The following is a 19169-nucleotide window of genomic DNA, read 5'->3' as shown; positions in this document are numbered from 1 at the left end:
TTCCACTCGTTCCTCATTCAATATAGCTTACATCTACAAAGCCCTTTATGCGAAACGATAGTAAATCAATAGAAAGGTCGCAAGAACAAAAATGAAGTTTAAAAATACAAAGATAAACTGATCTGTTTTTGATTTATGCATTTTAATGGGAGGGTTATAGAATGAAACCCCCTCAATAATGAAGATGACTAAAACAACGTGAATCATGAAATGGCCAATGACTTCTGTCATTCCAAAGAGCATCGTGGTTGAGATAAAAATGCCTGTTACTACAAAACCAAGTACTCGATTTAAAATACCGACAACCAATAAATAACCAACGACAAACTCTATAAATGCGGCCATCACAACAAATAATCCTGGTTCAAAGCCAAATGTAGGTACATGATGGTTTGTGATTATATCTAATGCCATACCTGGGTAAACCCATTTTTCAACAGCTACCCAGCTCAGCGATAGTCCTGTTCCTAGATAGAGAAATGGAAACCCTGCCTGCTCCAGCTTTGTATTTCCTACTAATAAAACACCAATGATAGCTACATAAAATCCGTAGTCTAACATATAAAAAATGCCATGATGGATGGTAACATAAATAAATAATCCTAATAAAATCGAAGCACCAATTTTTGTCAAGATATGATGCGGAATCAATAATAATCCAATGGTAATCCATGTCAATACTATAATATAAGTGCTACTAACATGAAACTCAGGTGCAAAAAGCGTTCCATTTACCATTTGAATGATTAGTGCAATAGCGGTCCCGTATTTTAGTAGATATCGAGAATACTTTCTTAAACTGGAGAGTCTATCCTCCATTTTTTTCACTGGTCCCCATTCAGTCATTCTTGGAATAATTAATGTCAAAGCGGCTAATACAATAGCTGCAATTAGCGTTAAAAAAATAAACATCGGTGATAATATATGTTCAATCGACTCCTTATGTGGCACAACATTAGTGAACCACTTCACATGAGCATGTGCATAAAAAGGTGTCATAATAAGCCCCAGTGTTAATAGTATCTGAAATATCTTTTTCATCAGTAATCCCCCCTACATATATAAACTACATGAACATAGTGATAATATACATGATAAATCATTATCCTATCCGCCTTATTATTGAACATTTTGTGAAATATTTCACAAAAAAATAAATCCTAAAATTAAACTGACCGAACATGCAGCAACATGTCCGGTCAGTTTAAATAATATTTCCATCAAAATGGCGTCGCACCAGTCGCTAAACCCAAGTTGACTTCACTCAATCCTTTAATCTACAAAAACACCCCAACCGTCAGAATAACCACCATGTGGTTTGCTTAAGTTATTTAAATTATTCTGGATTTTAATTATTTCATTATAATTTAACAACATTCTTTTAGAGCAACAACATGCCCACTCGTCAGTTTCGTCGTCTTGATCTAAGAAACAATTGAATCCTTCTTCTTTTAGTACTTGTGTTAATTTTTCTCCTGTTGTTTGATCAGGTACAGCAACAAAAAATTCCACTGATTGTTGTTTTTTAAAATCTAATCCCTCTTTGTATAGACTTCGTAAAGCATCTCCATCAGCATCATTAGGAAATTTCATTCTTTTTCCTCCAAATTCTAGTACATTCACTGTTGCCATTATAATTCACTTATTTCTTTTCGACAAACCAGAAAGCTGACCGGAAACTTATTTTATCCAAATCAGATAAGCTACTCATATTCGTTTAGCAAGTAGTCAACTGATCTATTCTACTCCCGGAAACCATCCAGGCGAATGAATAATGGCCTGCCAAAGGGGATCTGGTACTTCCAGTTCGTGCTGATGATTCTTATTTATTTTGGTGACAATTTCAGATTCTCTACCTTGTTCCACTTTCTGCACCCACTCAGGATCAATAATCAGTTCGCGTGCCAATGCAATTAAAGGGACTCCCGTTTCCAATGCTTTTAAGGCATCATCAGCTGTATAAATCGAACCGACACCGATCACTGGAACTCGGTCACCTACACGCTCCTGAATGATTTCAAGACGTGAACGTGTATCCTCAACTCCCCGTTTAGGTGTTGACCTGAAATCCTGCAATGAAACATGAAGATAATCAAGGTCTTTTTCTGCAATTGTATCTATTAGTGCGAGTGTGTCAGCCATAGTGATCCCAGGTGTTTCAGGTTCCTCAGGGGAAAAACGATAGCCAACCAAGAAAGGCTCTTTCCCATAATCAGCAACAACTCTTTTTACTTCATCAATAACCGCTAACGGAAAAGTTAGACGTTTTTCAAGAGTCCCGCCCCATCGGTCTACACGACGATTAGAATGAGGGGAAAAGAATTGCTGAATCAGGTACCCATTGGCACCATGTAATTCAACACCATCATAACCTGCTTCAATGGCTCGTCGAGTGGTTTCTCCAAAATCGCGAATAATGGATTCGATCTCTGTTTCAGTCAATGCCCGGGGTACAGGTTTTCCTGCACCTTCTGAAGGAACTGCACTAGCACTTACCACATCACCATCTACTAATTCAGGTGGAACCTGGCGTCCGCCATGGAAGATTTGCAAAATCGCTTTTGCCCCCTTCTCTTTAATCGCTGATGCCACACGACGCAAACTTGGGATCATCTCATCTCGGTCTCCACCAAATTCACCATGAAATCCTTTACCATTCCTGGTCACATAGGTACATGCTGTAATGACCATTCCGACACCATTGGAACGTCGTTGATAATACTTGACTTCCGCATCTGAGACGGTCCCGTCAGGATTTGATGAGAAATTGGTCATGGGTGCCATGACAATTCGATTTTTTAAATGAATTCCCTTTCCTATCGTAAATGACTCAAATAATGGTGCATATTTTAAATTCATCATCTTTACTCCTCCACCTTGTTCATTAATGTTAAATTGGAAATTACTTTGACCAATCTACAACTTCATCCTATAGTTTACCGTTTCGTTCAAAGCAAATTCGTACCATATTAAGTGTGCTTTAAAATTAATTCTGTCAAAGCTTCTTTTGGTTGGAAGCCGATAACCTTATCTACTTCAACACCGTCTTTGAAAAGAATCAACGTTGGAATGCTCATGACGCCAAATGCTCGTGTTGTTTCTGGGTTCTCATCTACATTAAGTTTGATAATCCCAACTTTATCACCGATTTCAGCATCGATTTCCTCCAACACAGGTGCAATCATTTTACAAGGGCCGCACCACGGAGCCCAAAAATCTACTAACACCAATCCCTCTTTCATTTCTGAAGCAAAAGTTTGATCTGTTACGTGTGAAATAGCCATTATTTTTTCCTCCAATTTAATTTTTATATTTTTAAAAACTTATTGTGTTCTCTCAGACAAATAGATGAAAATTACCTTTTTGCATCAAAATTCCTAATTCTGTTTCCACTGATTAGATATTCAGTTTTCTTGATAGGCACTTCTTGAATTTTTTTAATAGATAATAATTTCGCCGATAATTCCTTAAACCACTGCTCATCTTTAAAAAGTAAAGCTAAATCTATTAAAGCTAAAAGCTCACTTTCATTTCTACCTGTTATCTCTGGCAGCTTTTCAGCCCGTTTATTTTGGATCCAAATCGATTTTCCAATCGCTTTTTCATTGTCACTGTCGACCACATTTACTTGTAGCATTTCTTTGTGAGAGTCTACGGTTTCAACATACCCTTGAATCAGTTCTCCATCTTTTGACCTTCCATGTACCCAATCCCCATTTTCAAATCGATTGTTATCGGCCATCGTCATCTACACCCCTTAAATGTTATAAGAAAAGTTACAGTTTGGTTTTTTAAAAAGTATATCATCTTTATCGCATCATACTGTAATAAAATAATATACAGTATAAAGAAAAGAAAAAACTAAATCATGTGCAATGTTTAATTTTTTCTAAAACAGTACTAAGGGTTATATTCTCTAAATATTTTTCAAAATACAATTCAGCATCATTGAAAATTTGATCCATAACCACCTGGGTATTAGACGATATCACACATTTTTGCTCCGGATCACCTGTGCACCAGTTTGGTTTTAGGCTTCCGCGTGAAACTATACGATAAATATCTGCCAATGATACCTCTTGAGAGTTACAGTCGAGAATATAGCCACCGCCGATACCTTCTTTTGTCTTAACAAATCCATGATTTCGCAAACAGCTCATGATCTTCCGAATCCGTGCGGCGTTTGTACAAACATTGGTAGCGATTGACTCACTGCTAGCCATATGATCTGGTAAATAAGCTAAATAGACTAAACTATGGACGGCTATCGTAAAATCACTATTCACTTTGATGCTTCCTCCTCAAGAAGATTAATGTAATTTTAATATTTACAGTTTATAAAGTCAACAAAAAATAACTCCATATTAATAATTTCCACTATAGCCCATTAAATTCGCGAAAATTGTTTTTGGCAATCAAAAAATTTAGTTTATGCAGGATAAATTTTATTCATTATTTAGAAGAAGCATACTGTAGCATTTCATAAAATAATTTCCTAATGGTTACATTATAATAATAAAACTAGGGGGGTTTAGCATGACGACTTCGAGCCAAGCACCTATTACCTCATCAGAATTAGCAAATCTGTGGATGGCTTATCAAGAAAAAACCATGATGCTTAGAGTATTGGAACATTTTATCGAGCACTCCGATCATGAAGGAAAACAACTGTTACAGTCGTATTATACTGGTACCGCCAAAAACATTGAGATGATTAAAAGTATTTTTCAACAAGAAGGCGCAGTAATTCCAATTGGTTTTACAGAAAACGATGTATATAAAAGCGTTCCAAAGTTATTTGATTTTATGTACGATATTATGTATTTACATTTGATGACTAAAGTGGAAATGAGCCTTTATGCACTTTTCACAGGCATGTCCTATCGAAAGGATATTGAAGATTTATTTATCGGAATGACAGCTGAATCACAATCAATGAACAGCCAAGCAACTCAATTCCTTTTAGAAAAAGGGGTACTGGTACGTCCACCTTTTGTATCAATGCCAAAACAGGTAAATTTTGTACAGGATAAAAATTATATGGATGGGTTTAATTGGTTAAGTGAAAATAGATCCCTGAATACTGTTGAAGTTTCTCTTATCCATCATGCAATTGAAACTAACCTTGTAGGGATGCAATTAATGATTGGATTCGCTCAAGTTGCTTCTGATAAAGAGGTTCGAAAATATCTTACCAAAGGAATGGAATTGTCCAAAAAAATCGAAATAGATTTAGGTGAATTTTTACGCCAAAGTTATATTGAGCCCCCAGCTACTCATGCTGGAAAAGCAACAACGTCAAAAACTGCGCCATTTTCTGACAAATTGATGATGTACAATACCAATTTGTTAGCTTCATTTGGGCTCGGAAGTAATGCATTAGGCACTGGATTTTGTTTACGGAGTGACTTGCCGGCTAAAATGTCTTTAAATGCAAAAAATATTTTCACTTTTGCTCAAGATGGAGGAAAGATTTTGATCAAAAATGGCTGGATGGAAGAACCACCACAGATTGAGGATAGAAATCAATTAACCAAATAATTATTTTTTTAGAACAGCAAAACTAACCTTAAAAAAGGCTAGTTTTTTTCTATTTGAGGTTCCAAACATTTTAGCCACTCCTTATTGTTTGCTTTTTCAATATAATAACGTATTAATCATAGATATCTCAATAGTGAAATAAATTTAAATACGAACATTAATTTATTTTAAAATAATAATCATTCATTAATTGTTTTGTATCTGTTCCGCAGGAACTTATACTTTAACTACTAAAAAAGAGACCTGACTCAATAATGATATGAATCAGGTCTACTATCGAACTCGACATTTATTTAGGTAATAAGGATTTTCCCATCAAATAACGGTCCACTTCATGTGCGACCTGACGGCCTTCGTTGATAGCCCAGACAATTAGGCTTTGCCCTCTTCTTGCATCTCCCGCAGCAAATACACTTTCTACGTTTGTTCTGTACTCACCGTATGCTGCTTCAATCTTTTGATTGGCAGCTTTTACACCAAATTGGCTTAAAAGCGGCTGCTCCGTTCCCTCAAATCCAATCGCAATAAACACAAATTGAGCGGGCCATACTTTTTCAGTACCTGGTATTTCTTTAAAATAGAACCGACCTTCATCGTCTCTCAATTTTTCCATTTGGATGGTATGAAGTTCTTTAAGGTTGCCGTTTTCATCCGCTACAATTTTCTTGGTTTGGATAGAATACTGACGTGGATCTTCACCAAACTTTGCTTCTGCCTCTTTATAGGCATAGTCCATAGTAAAAACATTAGGGTAGGCTGGCCACATATTTCCAGAATTACGAGTCTCAGGTAACTGAGGGTGTTTACCAAACTGAACCACACTTCGGCAGTTTTGGCGCAGGGCTGTTGCCACGCAGTCCGCTCCTGTGTCGCCACCGCCAATGACGATGACGTCCTTGCCTTCAGTAGTAATAAACTGGCCATCTTCAAAGTTAGAATCCAAAAGACTCTTTGTCGATTTGCTCAGGTACTCCATCGCAAAATGGATTCCCTTCGCAGATCGGCCTTCAATTACAAGATCACGCTGTTTCTGAGCGCCAGTGCAAAGAATTACAGTATCGAATTGTGCTTGCAAATCTTCGGCAGTAATATCCTTTCCAACCTCAGTATTAGTGACAAAATCAATACCTTCTTGACGTAACAAGCTAATTCTGCGCTCTACCACTTCTTTATCAAGCTTCATATTTGGAATGCCGTACATAAGTAATCCACCTGGACGGTCTGAACGTTCAAAAACCGTTACCGAGTGACCTGCTTGGTTAAGTTGATCTGCACTGGCCAATCCTGCAGGGCCGGAACCGATAATCGCTACTTTCTTCCCGGTCCGTGAAACTGGAATACGAGGCGTGATCCAGCCATTTTCAAAACCTTTATCGATAATTGCCTGCTCAATGTTTTTAATCGTTACCGCTGGATCAGTAATAGCCAACGTACATGAACCTTCACACGGAGCTGGACAAACTCGCCCTGTGAACTCAGGGAAATTATTCGTTTTTAGCAAACGATCGAGTGCTTCCTTCCAACGGCCGCGATAAACCAAATCATTCCACTCTGGAATAAGATTATGAATCGGACAGCCTGATGTTGCTCCTTGAATTTCCATTCCTATATGGCAGAAAGGAGTGGCACAATCCATGCACCGTGCTCCTTGTCTGCTTAATGTTTCATCTGAGAAAGGAACTGAATACTCTTTCCAGTCGCTTAAACGCGTAAGGGGATTTCGTTCTTTTCCTTTTTCTCGATTGTATTCCATAAATCCTGTTGCTTTTCCCATCTTCCTCTCCCCTTTCTTAGCGTAGTACAGCTTCTAGCTGTTTAGGTGTATTTTTCTGTTTGGAAGAATTGGCTAAAAACGCACTCATAATCGCTTCTTCTTCAGTTAGGCCTTTTTCCTTTTGCTGCTGAATTTGGTCCAACATGCGTTTATAGTCCTTTGGAATGACCTTGTTAAATTTTCTCACATGATTTTCCCAGTTCTCTAGAACACAGCCTGCTTTTACACTGTTCGTATAATTGAAATGATTTTGAATCATTTGCCTAAGTTCATTCGCATCGTTTTTCGTTAAAGATTCAATCTCAATCATCTCTTGGTTACATAACTTCTTAAAGGCATCTTGATCGTCTGCTAATACGTACGCAATTCCGCCAGACATCCCGGCCGCAAAGTTTTTGCCAACATCACCTAAAATAACAACGCGTCCGCCCGTCATATATTCGCAGCCATGGTCACCAATTCCTTCGACCACAACGTTCACACCACTATTACGGACTGCAAAACGTTCACCTGCACGTCCATTAATATACGCTTCGCCGCTTGTCGCACCATATAAGGCAACATTCCCAGCGATTACATTTTCGCCTGCCGATAGTTTAGAAGATTCGTCTGCTTTCACAATCAACTTTCCGCCCGATAAGCCTTTTCCAAGGAAATCGTTTACGTCACCCGAAATCTCTAATGTCACGCCTTTCGGAACAAAAGCACCGAAGCTTTGACCTGCAGATCCAGTAAATCTTAGAGTAATCGTATTTTCAGGAAGCCCCTCTTCACCGTATCGCTTCGATACTTCACTACCGACGATTGTTCCAACGACACGATTCACATTCGAAATCGGGAAGCTCGCATCCACTGGAATTTGATCTTTTAATGCTTGTTGAACCGCCGGCAAGATTTTTTGAATATCAAGTGAATCATCAATTTTATGATTTTGTGGAGTCTTGAACGTACGAACTCCTTCAGGTTGATGCAGCAATGGAGTTAAATCTAGATCCTTTGCTTTCCAGTGTGCTTTTGCACGGTCACTCATTTTCAGAACATCTGTACGACCCACCATTTCGTCAACGGTTCTAAAGCCAAGCTCAGCCATTAGTTCACGTACTTCTTGGGCAACAAAACGCATATAGTTAACGATGTAATCAGCTTCTCCTGTGAACTTTTTACGAAGCTCCGGATTTTGTGTAGCAATTCCAACCGGGCAAGTATCTAAGTGACATACACGCATCATGACACATCCAAGCACGACAAGCGGTGCAGTCGCAAAACCAAACTCTTCTGCCCCAAATAAGGCAGCCATTACGACATCTTTCCCAGTCATTAATTTACCATCTGTCTCAAGGACGACACGTTCACGCAAGCCATTAAGCATTAATGTTTGGTGTGCTTCGGCAAGTCCAAGCTCCCATGGTAATCCCGTATGTTGGATACTGGTTTTTGGTGATGCTCCTGTTCCGCCGTCATAACCACTGATTACAATAACATCAGCTGCACCTTTCGCAACTCCTGCCGCAATCGTTCCTACTCCGCCCTTGGATACGAGCTTAACGCTGATTCGGGCATCACGATTAGCATTTTTCAAATCGTGAATCAGCTGTGCCAAGTCTTCAATCGAGTAGATATCATGGTGCGGCGGCGGTGAAATCAGCCCGACTCCTGGTGTAGAACCACGAACATCTGCCACCCATGGGTAAACTTTATTCCCAGGCAGCTGTCCGCCTTCACCTGGCTTTGCCCCTTGTGCCATTTTAATTTGAAGCTCATCAGCATTGACAAGATAGTGACTTTTCACTCCGAAACGGCCTGAAGCAATTTGCTTCACAGCACTTCGGCGATTATCGCCATTTTCATCCAAGATAAAGCGGCTTGAATCTTCCCCGCCTTCACCCGAGTTGCTTTTTCCGCCTAAGCGATTCATCGCAATCGCCAAGGTTTCATGGGCTTCCTTACTAATGGATCCAAATGACATTGCTCCTGTTTTAAAACGACGAACAATGGAATCGACTGTTTCTACTTCCTCTATTGGTAAAGACTTTCTAGTTTCATCAAATAAGAACAAATTCCGTAAGAATCCAATTCTCTCTTCATTAGCTAGCTTGGAATACTTTTTAAATAATTCGTAATCGCCTTTACGGCAAGCCCATTGCAGGGTATGAATCGTTCCAGGGTTAAACGCGTGATGTTCCCCTGTTTTTCTCCACTGGAAATTACTTCCTGAATCTAAAGTTTGATCATTCGAATCTGCGTAAGCCACTGTATGAAGCATTTTTGCTTCTTCGGCAATCGTATCTAAACCGATACCGCCGAGCTGAGAAACTGTACCAGTAAAGTAACGTTCAATGACATCTCCGCTAATTCCAACTGCTTCAAAAATTTGCGCACCGCGATAGCTTTGAACGGTTGAAATTCCCATTTTAGACATGACTTTTACAACGCCCTCAGTCATTCCTTTTACATACTTGCTTACTGCTTCCTCATATGTGAACGGTAAGCTTCCATCTAAGATAGCCTGCTTATAGGTTGCGAACGCAAGATACGGATTGATGGCATCAACACCATAGCCAATTAAAGCGGCCAAATGATGAACTTCACGTACTTCCCCAGATTCAATAATGATGCTTGCTTTCGTTCTGCTGCCTTCACGAATCAGATGCTGATGAAGGGCGCTTGCAGCCAATAATGAAGGAATCGCTGCTTCCTTTTGATTCATGTTACGATCAGATAAGATTAATAGACTTACACCTTCAGAGATGGCAGCATCCGCCTCTTGGCAAATCCTATCAAGACTGCCCTCGATATCTTCAGTGAACAGGATGTCAATTACCTTACTCTTAAAATCAACTGAATCCAATGATTTTAGCTGTTCCAGTTGACTATTGGTAATTACCGGTGTATCCAGCTGAATTCGGCGGCAGTTTAATTCTGAAGGATTCAATATATTTCCTTCCGCCCCTAATAATGTCATCGTCGATGTGACAATCTCTTCACGAAGTGAATCAATTGGCGGATTGGTTACTTGAGCAAATAGTTGCTTGAAGTAGTTAAACAAGGATTGAGCACGGTCAGATAAAACCGCTAATGGCATATCATTTCCCATTGCTCCAATCGGATCTTTCCCTTCGCTCACAACAGGAACTAGATATTTTGAAATATCTTCGTATGTGTAGCCAAATGATTTCTGGCGAACTAGTAAATCCGATAGAACCTCTTCTTCGTTTTGTCCATCGTCATTTAATCGAACTAGTTGGTCATCTAACCATTGTTGATAAGGAAGAGCTTCAGCCATTTCGGATTTTACTTCTTCATCCGAAATAATTCGGCCTTCTTCTAAATCAATCAAAAGCATTTTGCCTGGGCTTAAACGTTCTTTATATATTACTTTCTCGGGTTCGACATCGATGACGCCAACCTCTGATGAAAAAATAAGATAATCATCATCAGTAACGTAATAACGAGCCGGACGAAGGCCGTTACGATCTAATATTGCCCCAATTTGTTTTCCATCCGTAAAGGAAATAGCTGTTGGACCATCCCAAGGTTCCATCAGGCAGCTATGATATTCGTAAAAAGCTCTCTTTTCTTTTGTCATATGCGGGTTTTCAGACCATGGTTCAGGTATCAGCATCATCGCAGCATGAGCAGGTTTCCGGCCAGCTAACACCAAGAATTCAAGTGCGTTATCCAAAATCGATGAGTCACTTCCATCTGTATCTAAGAGTGGAAGGACCTTTTGCAGGTCATCGCCAAATGCTTCCGACACAAATTGCTTTTCACGTGCCTTCATCCAATGGACATTACCGCGAAGTGTATTAATCTCCCCATTATGGATTAGGTACCGGTTTGGATGAGCCCTTTCCCAGCTAGGAAACGTATTTGTACTAAAGCGGGAATGCACTAAAGCAAAAGCCGATACAAAACTCTCATCCTGTAAATCTAGGTAAAACCTGTCTACCTGTTCCGGTGTCAATAACCCTTTGTATACAATTGTTCTGCTTGAGAGGCTGGCAAAATAAAAACGTAAATCCGATGCCTTAGCCCATAGTTCTGATTGTTTTCTAATGATGTATAATTTACGCTCAAAAGATAAATCATCCAATAGTCCCTCGTTTGCTCCGATAAAAACTTGGCGGATGAACGGGCGGCTTTTCTTGGCTGTTTCTCCGATTGTTTCTGTATTGACAGGCACAGTCCTCCATCCGAGAACCGTCTGACCTCCTTGTTCAACCAATTTATTGATATATGATTCTATTTTTTCTCTTTCAGAATCATTATTTGAGAAAAAAAGCATCCCTACCCCGTAGCGACCTTTTTCAGGTAATTGAACGTTCTGGAGGGCTTTACGAAAAAAGCTATCTGGAATCTGGACCATGAGCCCGGCGCCATCTCCTGTAAATGGATCACTTCCCTGTCCCCCGCGGTGGTCTAGTTTACAAAGCATGCTTAGTCCTTTTTTTACAATCTCATGAGATGCATGCCCTTTAATGTGGGCATATAATCCAATTCCACATGCATCATGTTCATATTCAGGGCGGTAGAGACCTTGTGCCTTTGGTAGTTGATGAAATGTCATTATTATCTCCCCCGTTCTTAATTTTCCGATAAATCAGTATGAAGTAATTTTATGTTTAAACATACATATAAACAATATATAATTAAGATTAAATCAATCTGATTTTAATATGAACGGAGGGAATTAGCGTGGAATTGCGTCAATTACGGTATTTTATGGAGGTTGCTGAACGCGAACATGTAACAGAAGCGGCTGAAAATCTGAATGTAGCACAATCGGCAGTAAGTTTTCAGATTGCCAAGCTTGAAGATGAACTCGGTGTTCGTCTATTTGAACGAACCGGAAGGAATATTAAGTTAACCCAGATTGGAATGATCTTTTTAATTCATATAAAAAAGGCGGTAAAATTTATTGATGAGGCAAAAGAAAAGATTGATGAGTATTTAGATCCTCAATCCGGCACCATTAAAATTGGATATCCAACAAGTTTAGCCAGCTATTGGCTTCCAACGGTTATCTCTGCTTTTAGAACAAAACAACCAAACGTTGTTTTCCATTTGCGTCAGGGCTCCTATCAATACTTAATTGATGCCGTTAAAAATGGAGAAATTGATCTAGCGTTTATTGGCCCCGTCCCAACCAAAGATCCTGATATTGAAGCAAAGATTTTATTTACCGAAAACATTTCTGCTTTGCTTCCTGCAAACCATACACTTGCCGACCGAAAGAGATTAGATCTAGGTGAGTTACGAAACGATTCCTTTGTTTCATTCCCAAAAGGGTATATTCTCCAAAAAATTGCAGTCGAGGCATGCAAAGAAGCAGGATTTGTACCAAATATCACCTCAGAGGGAGAGGATTTAGATGCATTAAAGGGACTAGTTTCAGCAGGCATCGGGGTATGCCTCTTACCAGAAAGCACCGTTCATGACTCCATTCCACGGTTTACAGTAAAAATACCGATTGATTCTCCTCAAGTCAAAAGAACAGTTGGCCTAATCACACCAAAATTTAGAGACCTAGCACCTTCCGAAAATCTCTTTTACCAATTCGCGATTGATTTTTTCCGCGTATTAGAGCAGTTCCAATAGATGGGATTATCGGTGTGGTGTCACGGTGCGGTCTCACGGTGCGGTGTCAGGCACCATTAAAAGACACTTTAGCTCATTTGTCCATATGGGGTGGACATTATAGCCATTTCCTTTTTTCTGTGGTCACAGGAACTAGAGATTTATCGTTCATAAACGGTATGAAAGACAAATGTAGCTGCAGAGGAATAAGAGATTTGTCCTTCATTAGCGGTATGAAGGACAAAAACCGCTGCAGGAACAAAAAATTTGTCCTTCATAAGTGGTATGAAAGACAAAAGCCGCTTAAGGAACAAGAGATTTGTCCTTCATAAGGGTCGCTTATGACACGTTATTAATAGTCAACGAACTCCTTTAGATCCTATATCGGTTCGGTAATGTGCACCTTTAAAAGATACTTTTTCTACGGATTGGTAAGCCAACTCTCTGGCTTCCTTCAAATGGTCGCCAATGGCAGTGATTCCCAGTACACGGCCTCCATTTGTTAGCATTTCGCCATCCTTTAAAGTGGTACCGGCATGGAATACAATAGCCGGTTCAGTTACATGATCCAATCCTTTTATTACCTGGCCCTTTTCGTATGGGCCAGGATAGCCAGCTGAAGACATAATGACACAAACTGCGGACTTGTCTTTCCATTTTACCTCTACATTTTCTAATTCTCCGGTAAGGCTTGCCAGCAAAATATCAAGTAAATCTGTTTCTAGCAGTGGAAGAACAACCTGTGTTTCCGGATCGCCAAAGCGTGCATTATATTCAATGACCTTTGGACCTGATTTTGTCAGCATCAAACCGGTATAGAGAATTCCCTCATACGGGCAGCCTTCCTCTGCCATAGCTTTTGCAGTTGGCCCGACTATTTCATCAATAATCCGCACAACTATAGATGGATCAATATGTGGTAACGGCGCATAAGTTCCCATTCCACCAGTGTTAGGTCCTTTGTCGCCGTCAAATACTGGCTTATGATCTTGAGCGGGAACCATGGGCTTTACAGTAGTTCCATTCACAAAAGCGAGCAGGGTCAATTCTTCTCCTTCCAAAAATTCCTCAATAACCACCCTCGCCCCCGCAGAGCCAAAGGAAACTTCTTTCATCATACTTTGAAGTGCTTCCTCAGCTTCTATCAGTGTTTTTGCCACAACCACACCTTTTCCTGCTGCTAAGCCATCTGCTTTTATTACGATTGGTGCCCCTTCGCTACGGACATACGCAAGTGCTTCCTCATAGTTAGTAAAAGAAGCGTAATTAGCTGTCGGAATCTCATACTTCATCATTAATTCTTTAGCGAACGCCTTACTTCCCTCGATCAATGCCGCTTCCTTCGAAGGGCCATATACCGCTAATCCCTGTTCTTTAAAATAATTAACTATCCCCAATGAGAGAGGCTCTTCTGGTCCTACAAAAGTAAGATTGATTTGTTCCTTTTTAGCAAAAGCTGCTAATTTCTCTATATCTGAAACCGCGATTGGAACACATGTTGATAACTCTGCAATCCCAGGATTGCCCGGAGCACAATAAATTTGAGTAACTTTAGGACTTTGAGACAGTTTCCAAACAATCGCATGCTCACGGCCTCCTCCCCCTATGACTAACACCTTCATTTCTTTGTACCTCCAGGTTTTTCTTTTCCTTCAATAAATTCAATGCATCTAGCCCTTCTCATCTTGCTGCCTCCCTGTTCGCCAGTCTTTGAATCACATCTGGTAATAATCTGTGCTCTTGTTCCTGAATTTTTATAATTAAGGTTTCTTTTGTCTCGTCTGAATCGATAGTCACTGCTTGTTGAGCAATTATGGGACCTGTATCCATTCCTTCGTCGACATAATGGACCGTGACCCCTGTCACCTTTACCCCATAATCGAGCGCTTGACCAATGGCATCCTTTCCTGCGAATGCTGGTAATAAAGACGGGTGGACGTTAATGATTTTCCGATCATAAGCCTGGAGTAATACATTCCCAAGCAGTCTCATATAGCCAGCCAATACGATAAAATCAACCTTCCTTTGTGTTAACTCGTCAAGAATCTCTACTTCATAAGCTTGTTTGTTTGGATAGTCCTTAGCCAAAAAAGTAAACACCGGGATCCGTTCATCCCTTGCTTTCTGGACTGCAAGGGCTTCAGGACGGTCACTGACGAGTAAAACCACTTCAATGTTATTGATTTTTTTTGAATGAATGAATTCTAGAATCGCTGAAAAATTAGAACCCGTACCAGAAGCAAAAACTGCAATCTTCATACTTACTCCTTCTTGAATACGACGTCTTCAGTACCTTTTTGCACTGTACCAATTACGTAGGCATCCTCACCCAACGTTTGCAGGTGCTCGATAATAGCCGTGGTATCTACAGAATCTACGACTAATATCATTCCGATTCCCATATTAAAGGTTCGGAACATATCATAATCTGAAATATCGCCTGATTTTTGGATAAAGGAAAAAATTCCTGGGACCTTCCAAGATCCCTCCTTAATTTCGGCTTGAAAGCCTTTTGGAAGAATTCGTGGAATATTATCATAAAAACCTCCTCCCGTTACATGAACAAGACCATAGACAGTATATTTTCTTACAGTTGAAAGGATGGATTTTACATAAATTTTGGTTGGTTCAAGCAATACGCTTCCCAGTTCAGCCCCCAATTCATCCACATAGTCACCTAATGAGAACTTAGCATCCTCCAATAGAACTTTTCGGACAAGTGAAAAACCATTGCTATGTACTCCACTTGAAGCTAAACCAATTAGAACTTGACCTTCTTTTACTTGCGAACCATCAATGACATGTTTTTGATCTACCATACCCACGGTAAAGCCTGCAATATCATATTCCTCGTCCTGATACATTCCCGGCATTTCGGCAGTTTCCCCGCCAATTAGTGAACACCCCGCCTGCACACAACCATCTGCAATCCCTTTAACTATGGCTTCAATTTTTTCCGGGATGATCTTACCACAGGCTAAATAATCTAGAAAAAAAAGCGGCTCGGCCCCTTGGACGATGACGTCATTCACACACATGGCAACCGCATCGATTCCAATCGTATCATGCTTGTTCATGTCAAAAGCAATTTTCAATTTGGTCCCTACTCCATCCGTACCAGAAACAAAAACAGGTTCTTCCATCTTCGTTAAATCTGGTTTAAATAGAGCCCCAAACCCTCCTAATCCCGTTAAAACCTCTGGACGGAAGGTTTTTTTTACATGTTTTTTCATTCGTTCAACGGCTTCATTTCCCGCATCGATATTGACTCCAGCTTGGCGGTACGCATCACTCATTCGTTTCTCTCCTTTACGGTAAACTTGCAGAGATTTCCTGCATATTGAGCTTTTTTAATAATCCCGAACGCATTATGTTAGGAATTGCATTCTTCCAGGCTTCTTCCAATGTAGTAATCGGTTGAGAAATAACGGTCTTTCCATTATGTGTAATTGATAGTTCCTGACCTATCACCCTACCGATTTCTTTAATAGGCACCTCCTGTTGTTGCGCCATTTCCTTAATCCTCTCCGTATGTTCCGGAGAAACGGAAAGAATGATTCGAGATTGAGTTTCACTAAAGAGGCTTAAGTCCGTTCGCAATTCATCGGTTAACTTAATTTCTGCTCCCAACTTCCCACCAATACAGCTTTCAGCTATTGCTACTGCTAAACCGCCTTCTGCCGCATCATGAGCCGATTGGACTAATCCTTCTTGAATGATCTTAAGGGTAAAAGCTTGTATCTTCTTTTCCAAATCAAGGTTTAACTGCGGCGGGCGCCCTTCGATCTTTCCTGTCATAATTTTTTGGTATTCCGAACCGCCTATTTCGGCTTTGGTTTCCCCAATTAAAAAAATTAAATCTCCGTCTTTTTTAAATTCTTGAGTTGTAATATGGTCAATATCTTTAATTAACCCAACCATGCCAATGGTTGGTGTTGGAAAAATAGCTTCTCCCTTTGTTTCGTTATATAGGCTGACGTTTCCGCCAATTACCGGAGTATTGAGTTGACGGCACGCTTCACTAATCCCATCCGCTGCCTTTTCAAACTGCCAGAAGATTTCCGGCTTTTCTGGACTTCCAAAGTTCAAGTTATCGGTAATAGCTAAAGGCGCCGCACCAGAACAAACTACATTACGCGCCGCTTCTGCTACCGCGATAGCTCCTCCAACAAACGGATCAAGATAAACATACCTTCCGTTGCAATCCGTTGTCATCGCCAGTGCTTTTCGTGTTCCACGGATAGCAACTACAGCCGCATCCGATCCTGGTATGACGGCCGTATTAGTTCTAACCATATAGTCATATTGTTGATATACCCACTCTTTGCAGGCAATCGTAGGTGATGCTAGCAGCTGTTGCAGAACTGAATGATAATCCTTTGGCTCTTCAATAGCTGCAGCTGTGTCTAAGGAAGAATATTGTTCGTAATAGGGCGCCTCTTTAGATGGCTTACAATACACGGGGGCATCTTCTGCCAGCTTGTCTGCGGGGATTTCCGCAACTATTTCTCCCTTGTGAAGTAAACGGAGTTGGTTATCATCAGTCACCCTGCCAATCACAGCGGAGTGGAGCCCCCATTTATCAAATATCTTTTTTACTTCCCCTTCCTTTCCTTTTTTCGCAACAACCAGCATTCTTTCTTGTGATTCGGAAAGCATCATTTCGTAGGCATTCATTCCTCTTTCTCGCTGTGGAACGAGATCAAGATCCAATTCAACGCCATTTCCCGCTTTACTGGCCATTTCAGAGCTTGAGCTGGTTAAACCTGCTGCCCCCATATCTTGTATCCCGACCACATGACCAGAGGCGATCAATTCAAGAGTGGCTTCCAGCAGTAATTTTTCCATAAAAGGATCGCCCACTTGGACGGCTGGACGTTTCGCTTCGGAATTTTCACTCAATTCTTCTGAAGCGAATGTCGCTCCATGAATTCCGTCTCTTCCGGTAGCGGCCCCAACATAAATGACAGGGTTACCAATCCCTTTAGCCACGCCTTTTTGAATTTCATCATGACTGATTAAACCTACACACATGGCATTAACAAGGGGATTCCCTTCATAGGAGGAATCAAAGTAGATCTCTCCGCCAACCGTCGGAATGCCCATACAGTTACCATATCCGGCAATACCCGCAACCACATTTTCAAAGATATATTTGGTTTTCGGATTATCAAGTTCGCCAAAACGAAGAGAGTTCAATAAAGCGATCGGGCGGGCACCCATGGAAAAAACATCCCGAATAATACCGCCAACCCCTGTTGCTGCACCTTGATAAGGCTCAATGGCCGAGGGATGATTGTGGCTTTCAATTTTAAACACGACTGCTTGATTATCACCGATATCAACAATACCTGCTCCTTCTCCAGGGCCTTGCAAGACATGCGGGCCGGAAGTCGGAAAACGTTTGAGCACTACCTTCGAATTTTTATAGCTGCAATGTTCGGACCACATGACACTAAATATGCCCGTTTCGGTATAATTTGGTTTACGTCCAAGAATTTCGATTACTTTATCAAATTCTTCATCGGTTAATCCCATTTCCTGATAAACCTTCTGCTGGGCGATTTGCTCAGGAGTTGGTTCTTTATGCTGTGCCATGTTGTTTCCTCCAGTAACTTAAAATAGATGAAAACATACGTTTTCCGTCATCTGTCCCCAGCCATTTATGAACCGCACGTTCCGGGTGGGGCATTAATCCTAAAACATTTCCTCTCTCATTGATCACTCCTGCAATCTCAGAAATCGACCCATTAGGATTCGTCCCTCTATACCTGAATACGATTTGATTGTTCTTTTCTAATTGATCCAACGTCTCTTGATCACAATAATAATTTCCGTCGCCATGGGCAATGGGAATACGTATCGTTTCACCTTCCTGATAGTCTAATGTGAACGGAGTTTGGTTATTTTCTACTTTTAAATCAATGGTGTCACAATGAAATTTTAACCGTTGATTTCTTCTTAAAGCACCTGGCAAAAGATTAGCTTCAGTTAGTATTTGAAATCCATTACAGACACCAAGGATTAATTTCCCTTCTTCAGCCGCAATTTTCACCTGCTCCATGACAGGAGACAAGCTCGCAACAGCCCCTGGTCGCAAATAATCTCCATAGGAAAAACCCCCTGGGACAAGAATCGCATCATATTTTGATAGGTCCGTTTCTAGATGCCATACATATTCGACCGACTGTCCAATCGTATCTAAAACAGCCTTATACATATCCACATCGCAGTTTGAGCCAGGAAAAACCAGTACCGCAAAGTTCAACTTATTCCC

General features: G+C 40.5%; 15 protein-coding genes. 2 read left to right on the top strand and 13 right to left on the bottom strand.

Annotated features, from left to right (window positions below; all coding sequences use genetic code 11):
• Positions 1-45 precede the first annotated feature (45 nt).
• From QF028_RS08985 to QF028_RS08960, 6 genes are all read right to left on the bottom strand, one after another.
• Complete coding sequence (locus tag QF028_RS08985) at positions 46-1041, bottom strand: hypothetical protein (RefSeq protein WP_429464919.1); 996 nt, start codon at positions 1039-1041, stop codon at positions 46-48.
• 231 nt (positions 1042-1272) lie between these two features.
• Positions 1273-1593: a ribonuclease E inhibitor RraB gene (locus QF028_RS08980; protein ID WP_215004486.1), complete on the bottom strand. Its 321-nt coding sequence runs from the start codon at positions 1591-1593 to the stop codon at positions 1273-1275.
• A gap of 144 nt (positions 1594-1737) precedes the next feature.
• Entirely contained in the window at positions 1738-2862 is a 1125-nt protein-coding gene (locus QF028_RS08975) for an NADH-dependent flavin oxidoreductase (protein WP_429464918.1), read from the bottom strand.
• Positions 2863-2969: 107 nt separating this feature from the next.
• Positions 2970-3284, bottom strand: coding sequence for a thioredoxin (trxA, locus tag QF028_RS08970; RefSeq protein ID WP_429464917.1), 315 nt, complete (start codon positions 3282-3284; stop codon positions 2970-2972).
• Between the two features lie 71 nt (positions 3285-3355).
• Entirely contained in the window at positions 3356-3748 is a 393-nt protein-coding gene (locus QF028_RS08965; protein WP_429464916.1) for an IDEAL domain-containing protein, read from the bottom strand.
• A gap of 118 nt (positions 3749-3866) precedes the next feature.
• Complete coding sequence (locus tag QF028_RS08960) at positions 3867-4286, bottom strand: RrF2 family transcriptional regulator (protein ID WP_215004494.1); 420 nt, start codon at positions 4284-4286, stop codon at positions 3867-3869.
• Positions 4287-4536: 250 nt separating this feature from the next.
• Here QF028_RS08960 and QF028_RS08955 point away from each other — a divergent pair, with 250 nt between their 5' ends.
• Positions 4537-5541, top strand: a complete 1005-nt coding sequence (locus tag QF028_RS08955; protein WP_429464914.1) for a DUF3231 family protein — start codon at positions 4537-4539, stop codon at positions 5539-5541.
• A 289-nt stretch (positions 5542-5830) separates the two neighbouring features.
• On the opposite strand, the gene gltD is transcribed toward QF028_RS08955, so the two are convergent.
• Both gltD and gltB read right to left on the bottom strand, forming a co-directional pair.
• Positions 5831-7315, bottom strand: coding sequence for a glutamate synthase small subunit (gene gltD, locus QF028_RS08950; protein ID WP_429464913.1), 1485 nt, complete (start codon positions 7313-7315; stop codon positions 5831-5833).
• Positions 7316-7331: 16 nt separating this feature from the next.
• On the bottom strand, positions 7332-11882 hold the full coding sequence (gltB, locus tag QF028_RS08945; protein WP_429464912.1) for a glutamate synthase large subunit: 4551 nt from the start codon (positions 11880-11882) through the stop codon (positions 7332-7334).
• Positions 11883-12010: 128 nt separating this feature from the next.
• Here gltB and QF028_RS08940 point away from each other — a divergent pair, with 128 nt between their 5' ends.
• Positions 12011-12913 carry a LysR family transcriptional regulator gene (locus QF028_RS08940; RefSeq protein ID WP_429464911.1) on the top strand — a complete coding sequence of 301 codons (903 nt, stop codon included), beginning with the start codon at positions 12011-12013 and terminating at the stop codon, positions 12911-12913.
• Between the two features lie 338 nt (positions 12914-13251).
• On the opposite strand, the gene purD is transcribed toward QF028_RS08940, so the two are convergent.
• Genes purD through purQ form a run of 5 tightly spaced genes read right to left on the bottom strand, consistent with a single transcriptional unit; the run spans position 13252 to position 19160 of the window.
• Positions 13252-14514, bottom strand: a complete 1263-nt coding sequence (gene purD, locus QF028_RS08935) for a phosphoribosylamine--glycine ligase (protein ID WP_429464910.1) — start codon at positions 14512-14514, stop codon at positions 13252-13254.
• A 58-nt stretch (positions 14515-14572) separates the two neighbouring features.
• Positions 14573-15151 carry a phosphoribosylglycinamide formyltransferase gene (gene purN, locus QF028_RS08930; protein WP_429464909.1) on the bottom strand — a complete coding sequence of 193 codons (579 nt, stop codon included), beginning with the start codon at positions 15149-15151 and terminating at the stop codon, positions 14573-14575.
• Positions 15152-15153: 2 nt separating this feature from the next.
• Positions 15154-16188, bottom strand: a complete 1035-nt coding sequence (gene purM / locus QF028_RS08925) for a phosphoribosylformylglycinamidine cyclo-ligase (protein ID WP_429464908.1) — start codon at positions 16186-16188, stop codon at positions 15154-15156.
• Positions 16189-16201: 13 nt separating this feature from the next.
• On the bottom strand, positions 16202-18490 hold the full coding sequence (gene purL / locus QF028_RS08920; RefSeq protein WP_429464907.1) for a phosphoribosylformylglycinamidine synthase subunit PurL: 2289 nt from the start codon (positions 18488-18490) through the stop codon (positions 16202-16204).
• Complete coding sequence (purQ, locus tag QF028_RS08915; RefSeq protein ID WP_215004513.1) at positions 18477-19160, bottom strand: phosphoribosylformylglycinamidine synthase subunit PurQ; 684 nt, start codon at positions 19158-19160, stop codon at positions 18477-18479. The genes purL and purQ overlap by 14 nt, the downstream gene beginning before the upstream one ends.
• Positions 19161-19169: the final 9 nt, after the last annotated feature.

Origin of the sequence: Neobacillus sp. B4I6 (genome assembly GCF_050434045.1) — a bacterium.
Lineage (GTDB): Bacteria > Bacillota > Bacilli > Bacillales > Cytobacillaceae > Neobacillus.
The sequence above is the reverse complement of the archived record's forward strand: the minus strand, read 5'-3'. Positions and strand labels throughout refer to the sequence as shown.

Coding starts and splice junctions, on each gene's coding strand:
- QF028_RS08980 (WP_215004486.1), bottom strand. CDS start 1,593: ATGAAATTTCCTAATGATGCTGATGGAGATGCTTTACGAAGTCTATAC.
- gltD (WP_429464913.1), bottom strand. CDS start 7,315: ATGGGAAAAGCAACAGGATTTATGGAATACAATCGAGAAAAAGGAAAA.
- purN (WP_429464909.1), bottom strand. CDS start 15,151: ATGAAGATTGCAGTTTTTGCTTCTGGTACGGGTTCTAATTTTTCAGCG.
- purL (WP_429464907.1), bottom strand. CDS start 18,490: ATGGCACAGCATAAAGAACCAACTCCTGAGCAAATCGCCCAGCAGAAG.
- QF028_RS08965 (WP_429464916.1), bottom strand. CDS start 3,748: ATGACGATGGCCGATAACAATCGATTTGAAAATGGGGATTGGGTACAT.
- QF028_RS08975 (WP_429464918.1), bottom strand. CDS start 2,862: ATGATGAATTTAAAATATGCACCATTATTTGAGTCATTTACGATAGGA.
- gltB (WP_429464912.1), bottom strand. CDS start 11,882: ATGACATTTCATCAACTACCAAAGGCACAAGGTCTCTACCGCCCTGAA.
- trxA (WP_429464917.1), bottom strand. CDS start 3,284: ATGGCTATTTCACACGTAACAGATCAAACTTTTGCTTCAGAAATGAAA.
- QF028_RS08955 (WP_429464914.1), top strand. CDS start 4,537: ATGACGACTTCGAGCCAAGCACCTATTACCTCATCAGAATTAGCAAAT.
- QF028_RS08985 (WP_429464919.1), bottom strand. CDS start 1,041: ATGAAAAAGATATTTCAGATACTATTAACACTGGGGCTTATTATGACA.
- purD (WP_429464910.1), bottom strand. CDS start 14,514: ATGAAGGTGTTAGTCATAGGGGGAGGAGGCCGTGAGCATGCGATTGTT.
- purM (WP_429464908.1), bottom strand. CDS start 16,188: ATGAGTGATGCGTACCGCCAAGCTGGAGTCAATATCGATGCGGGAAAT.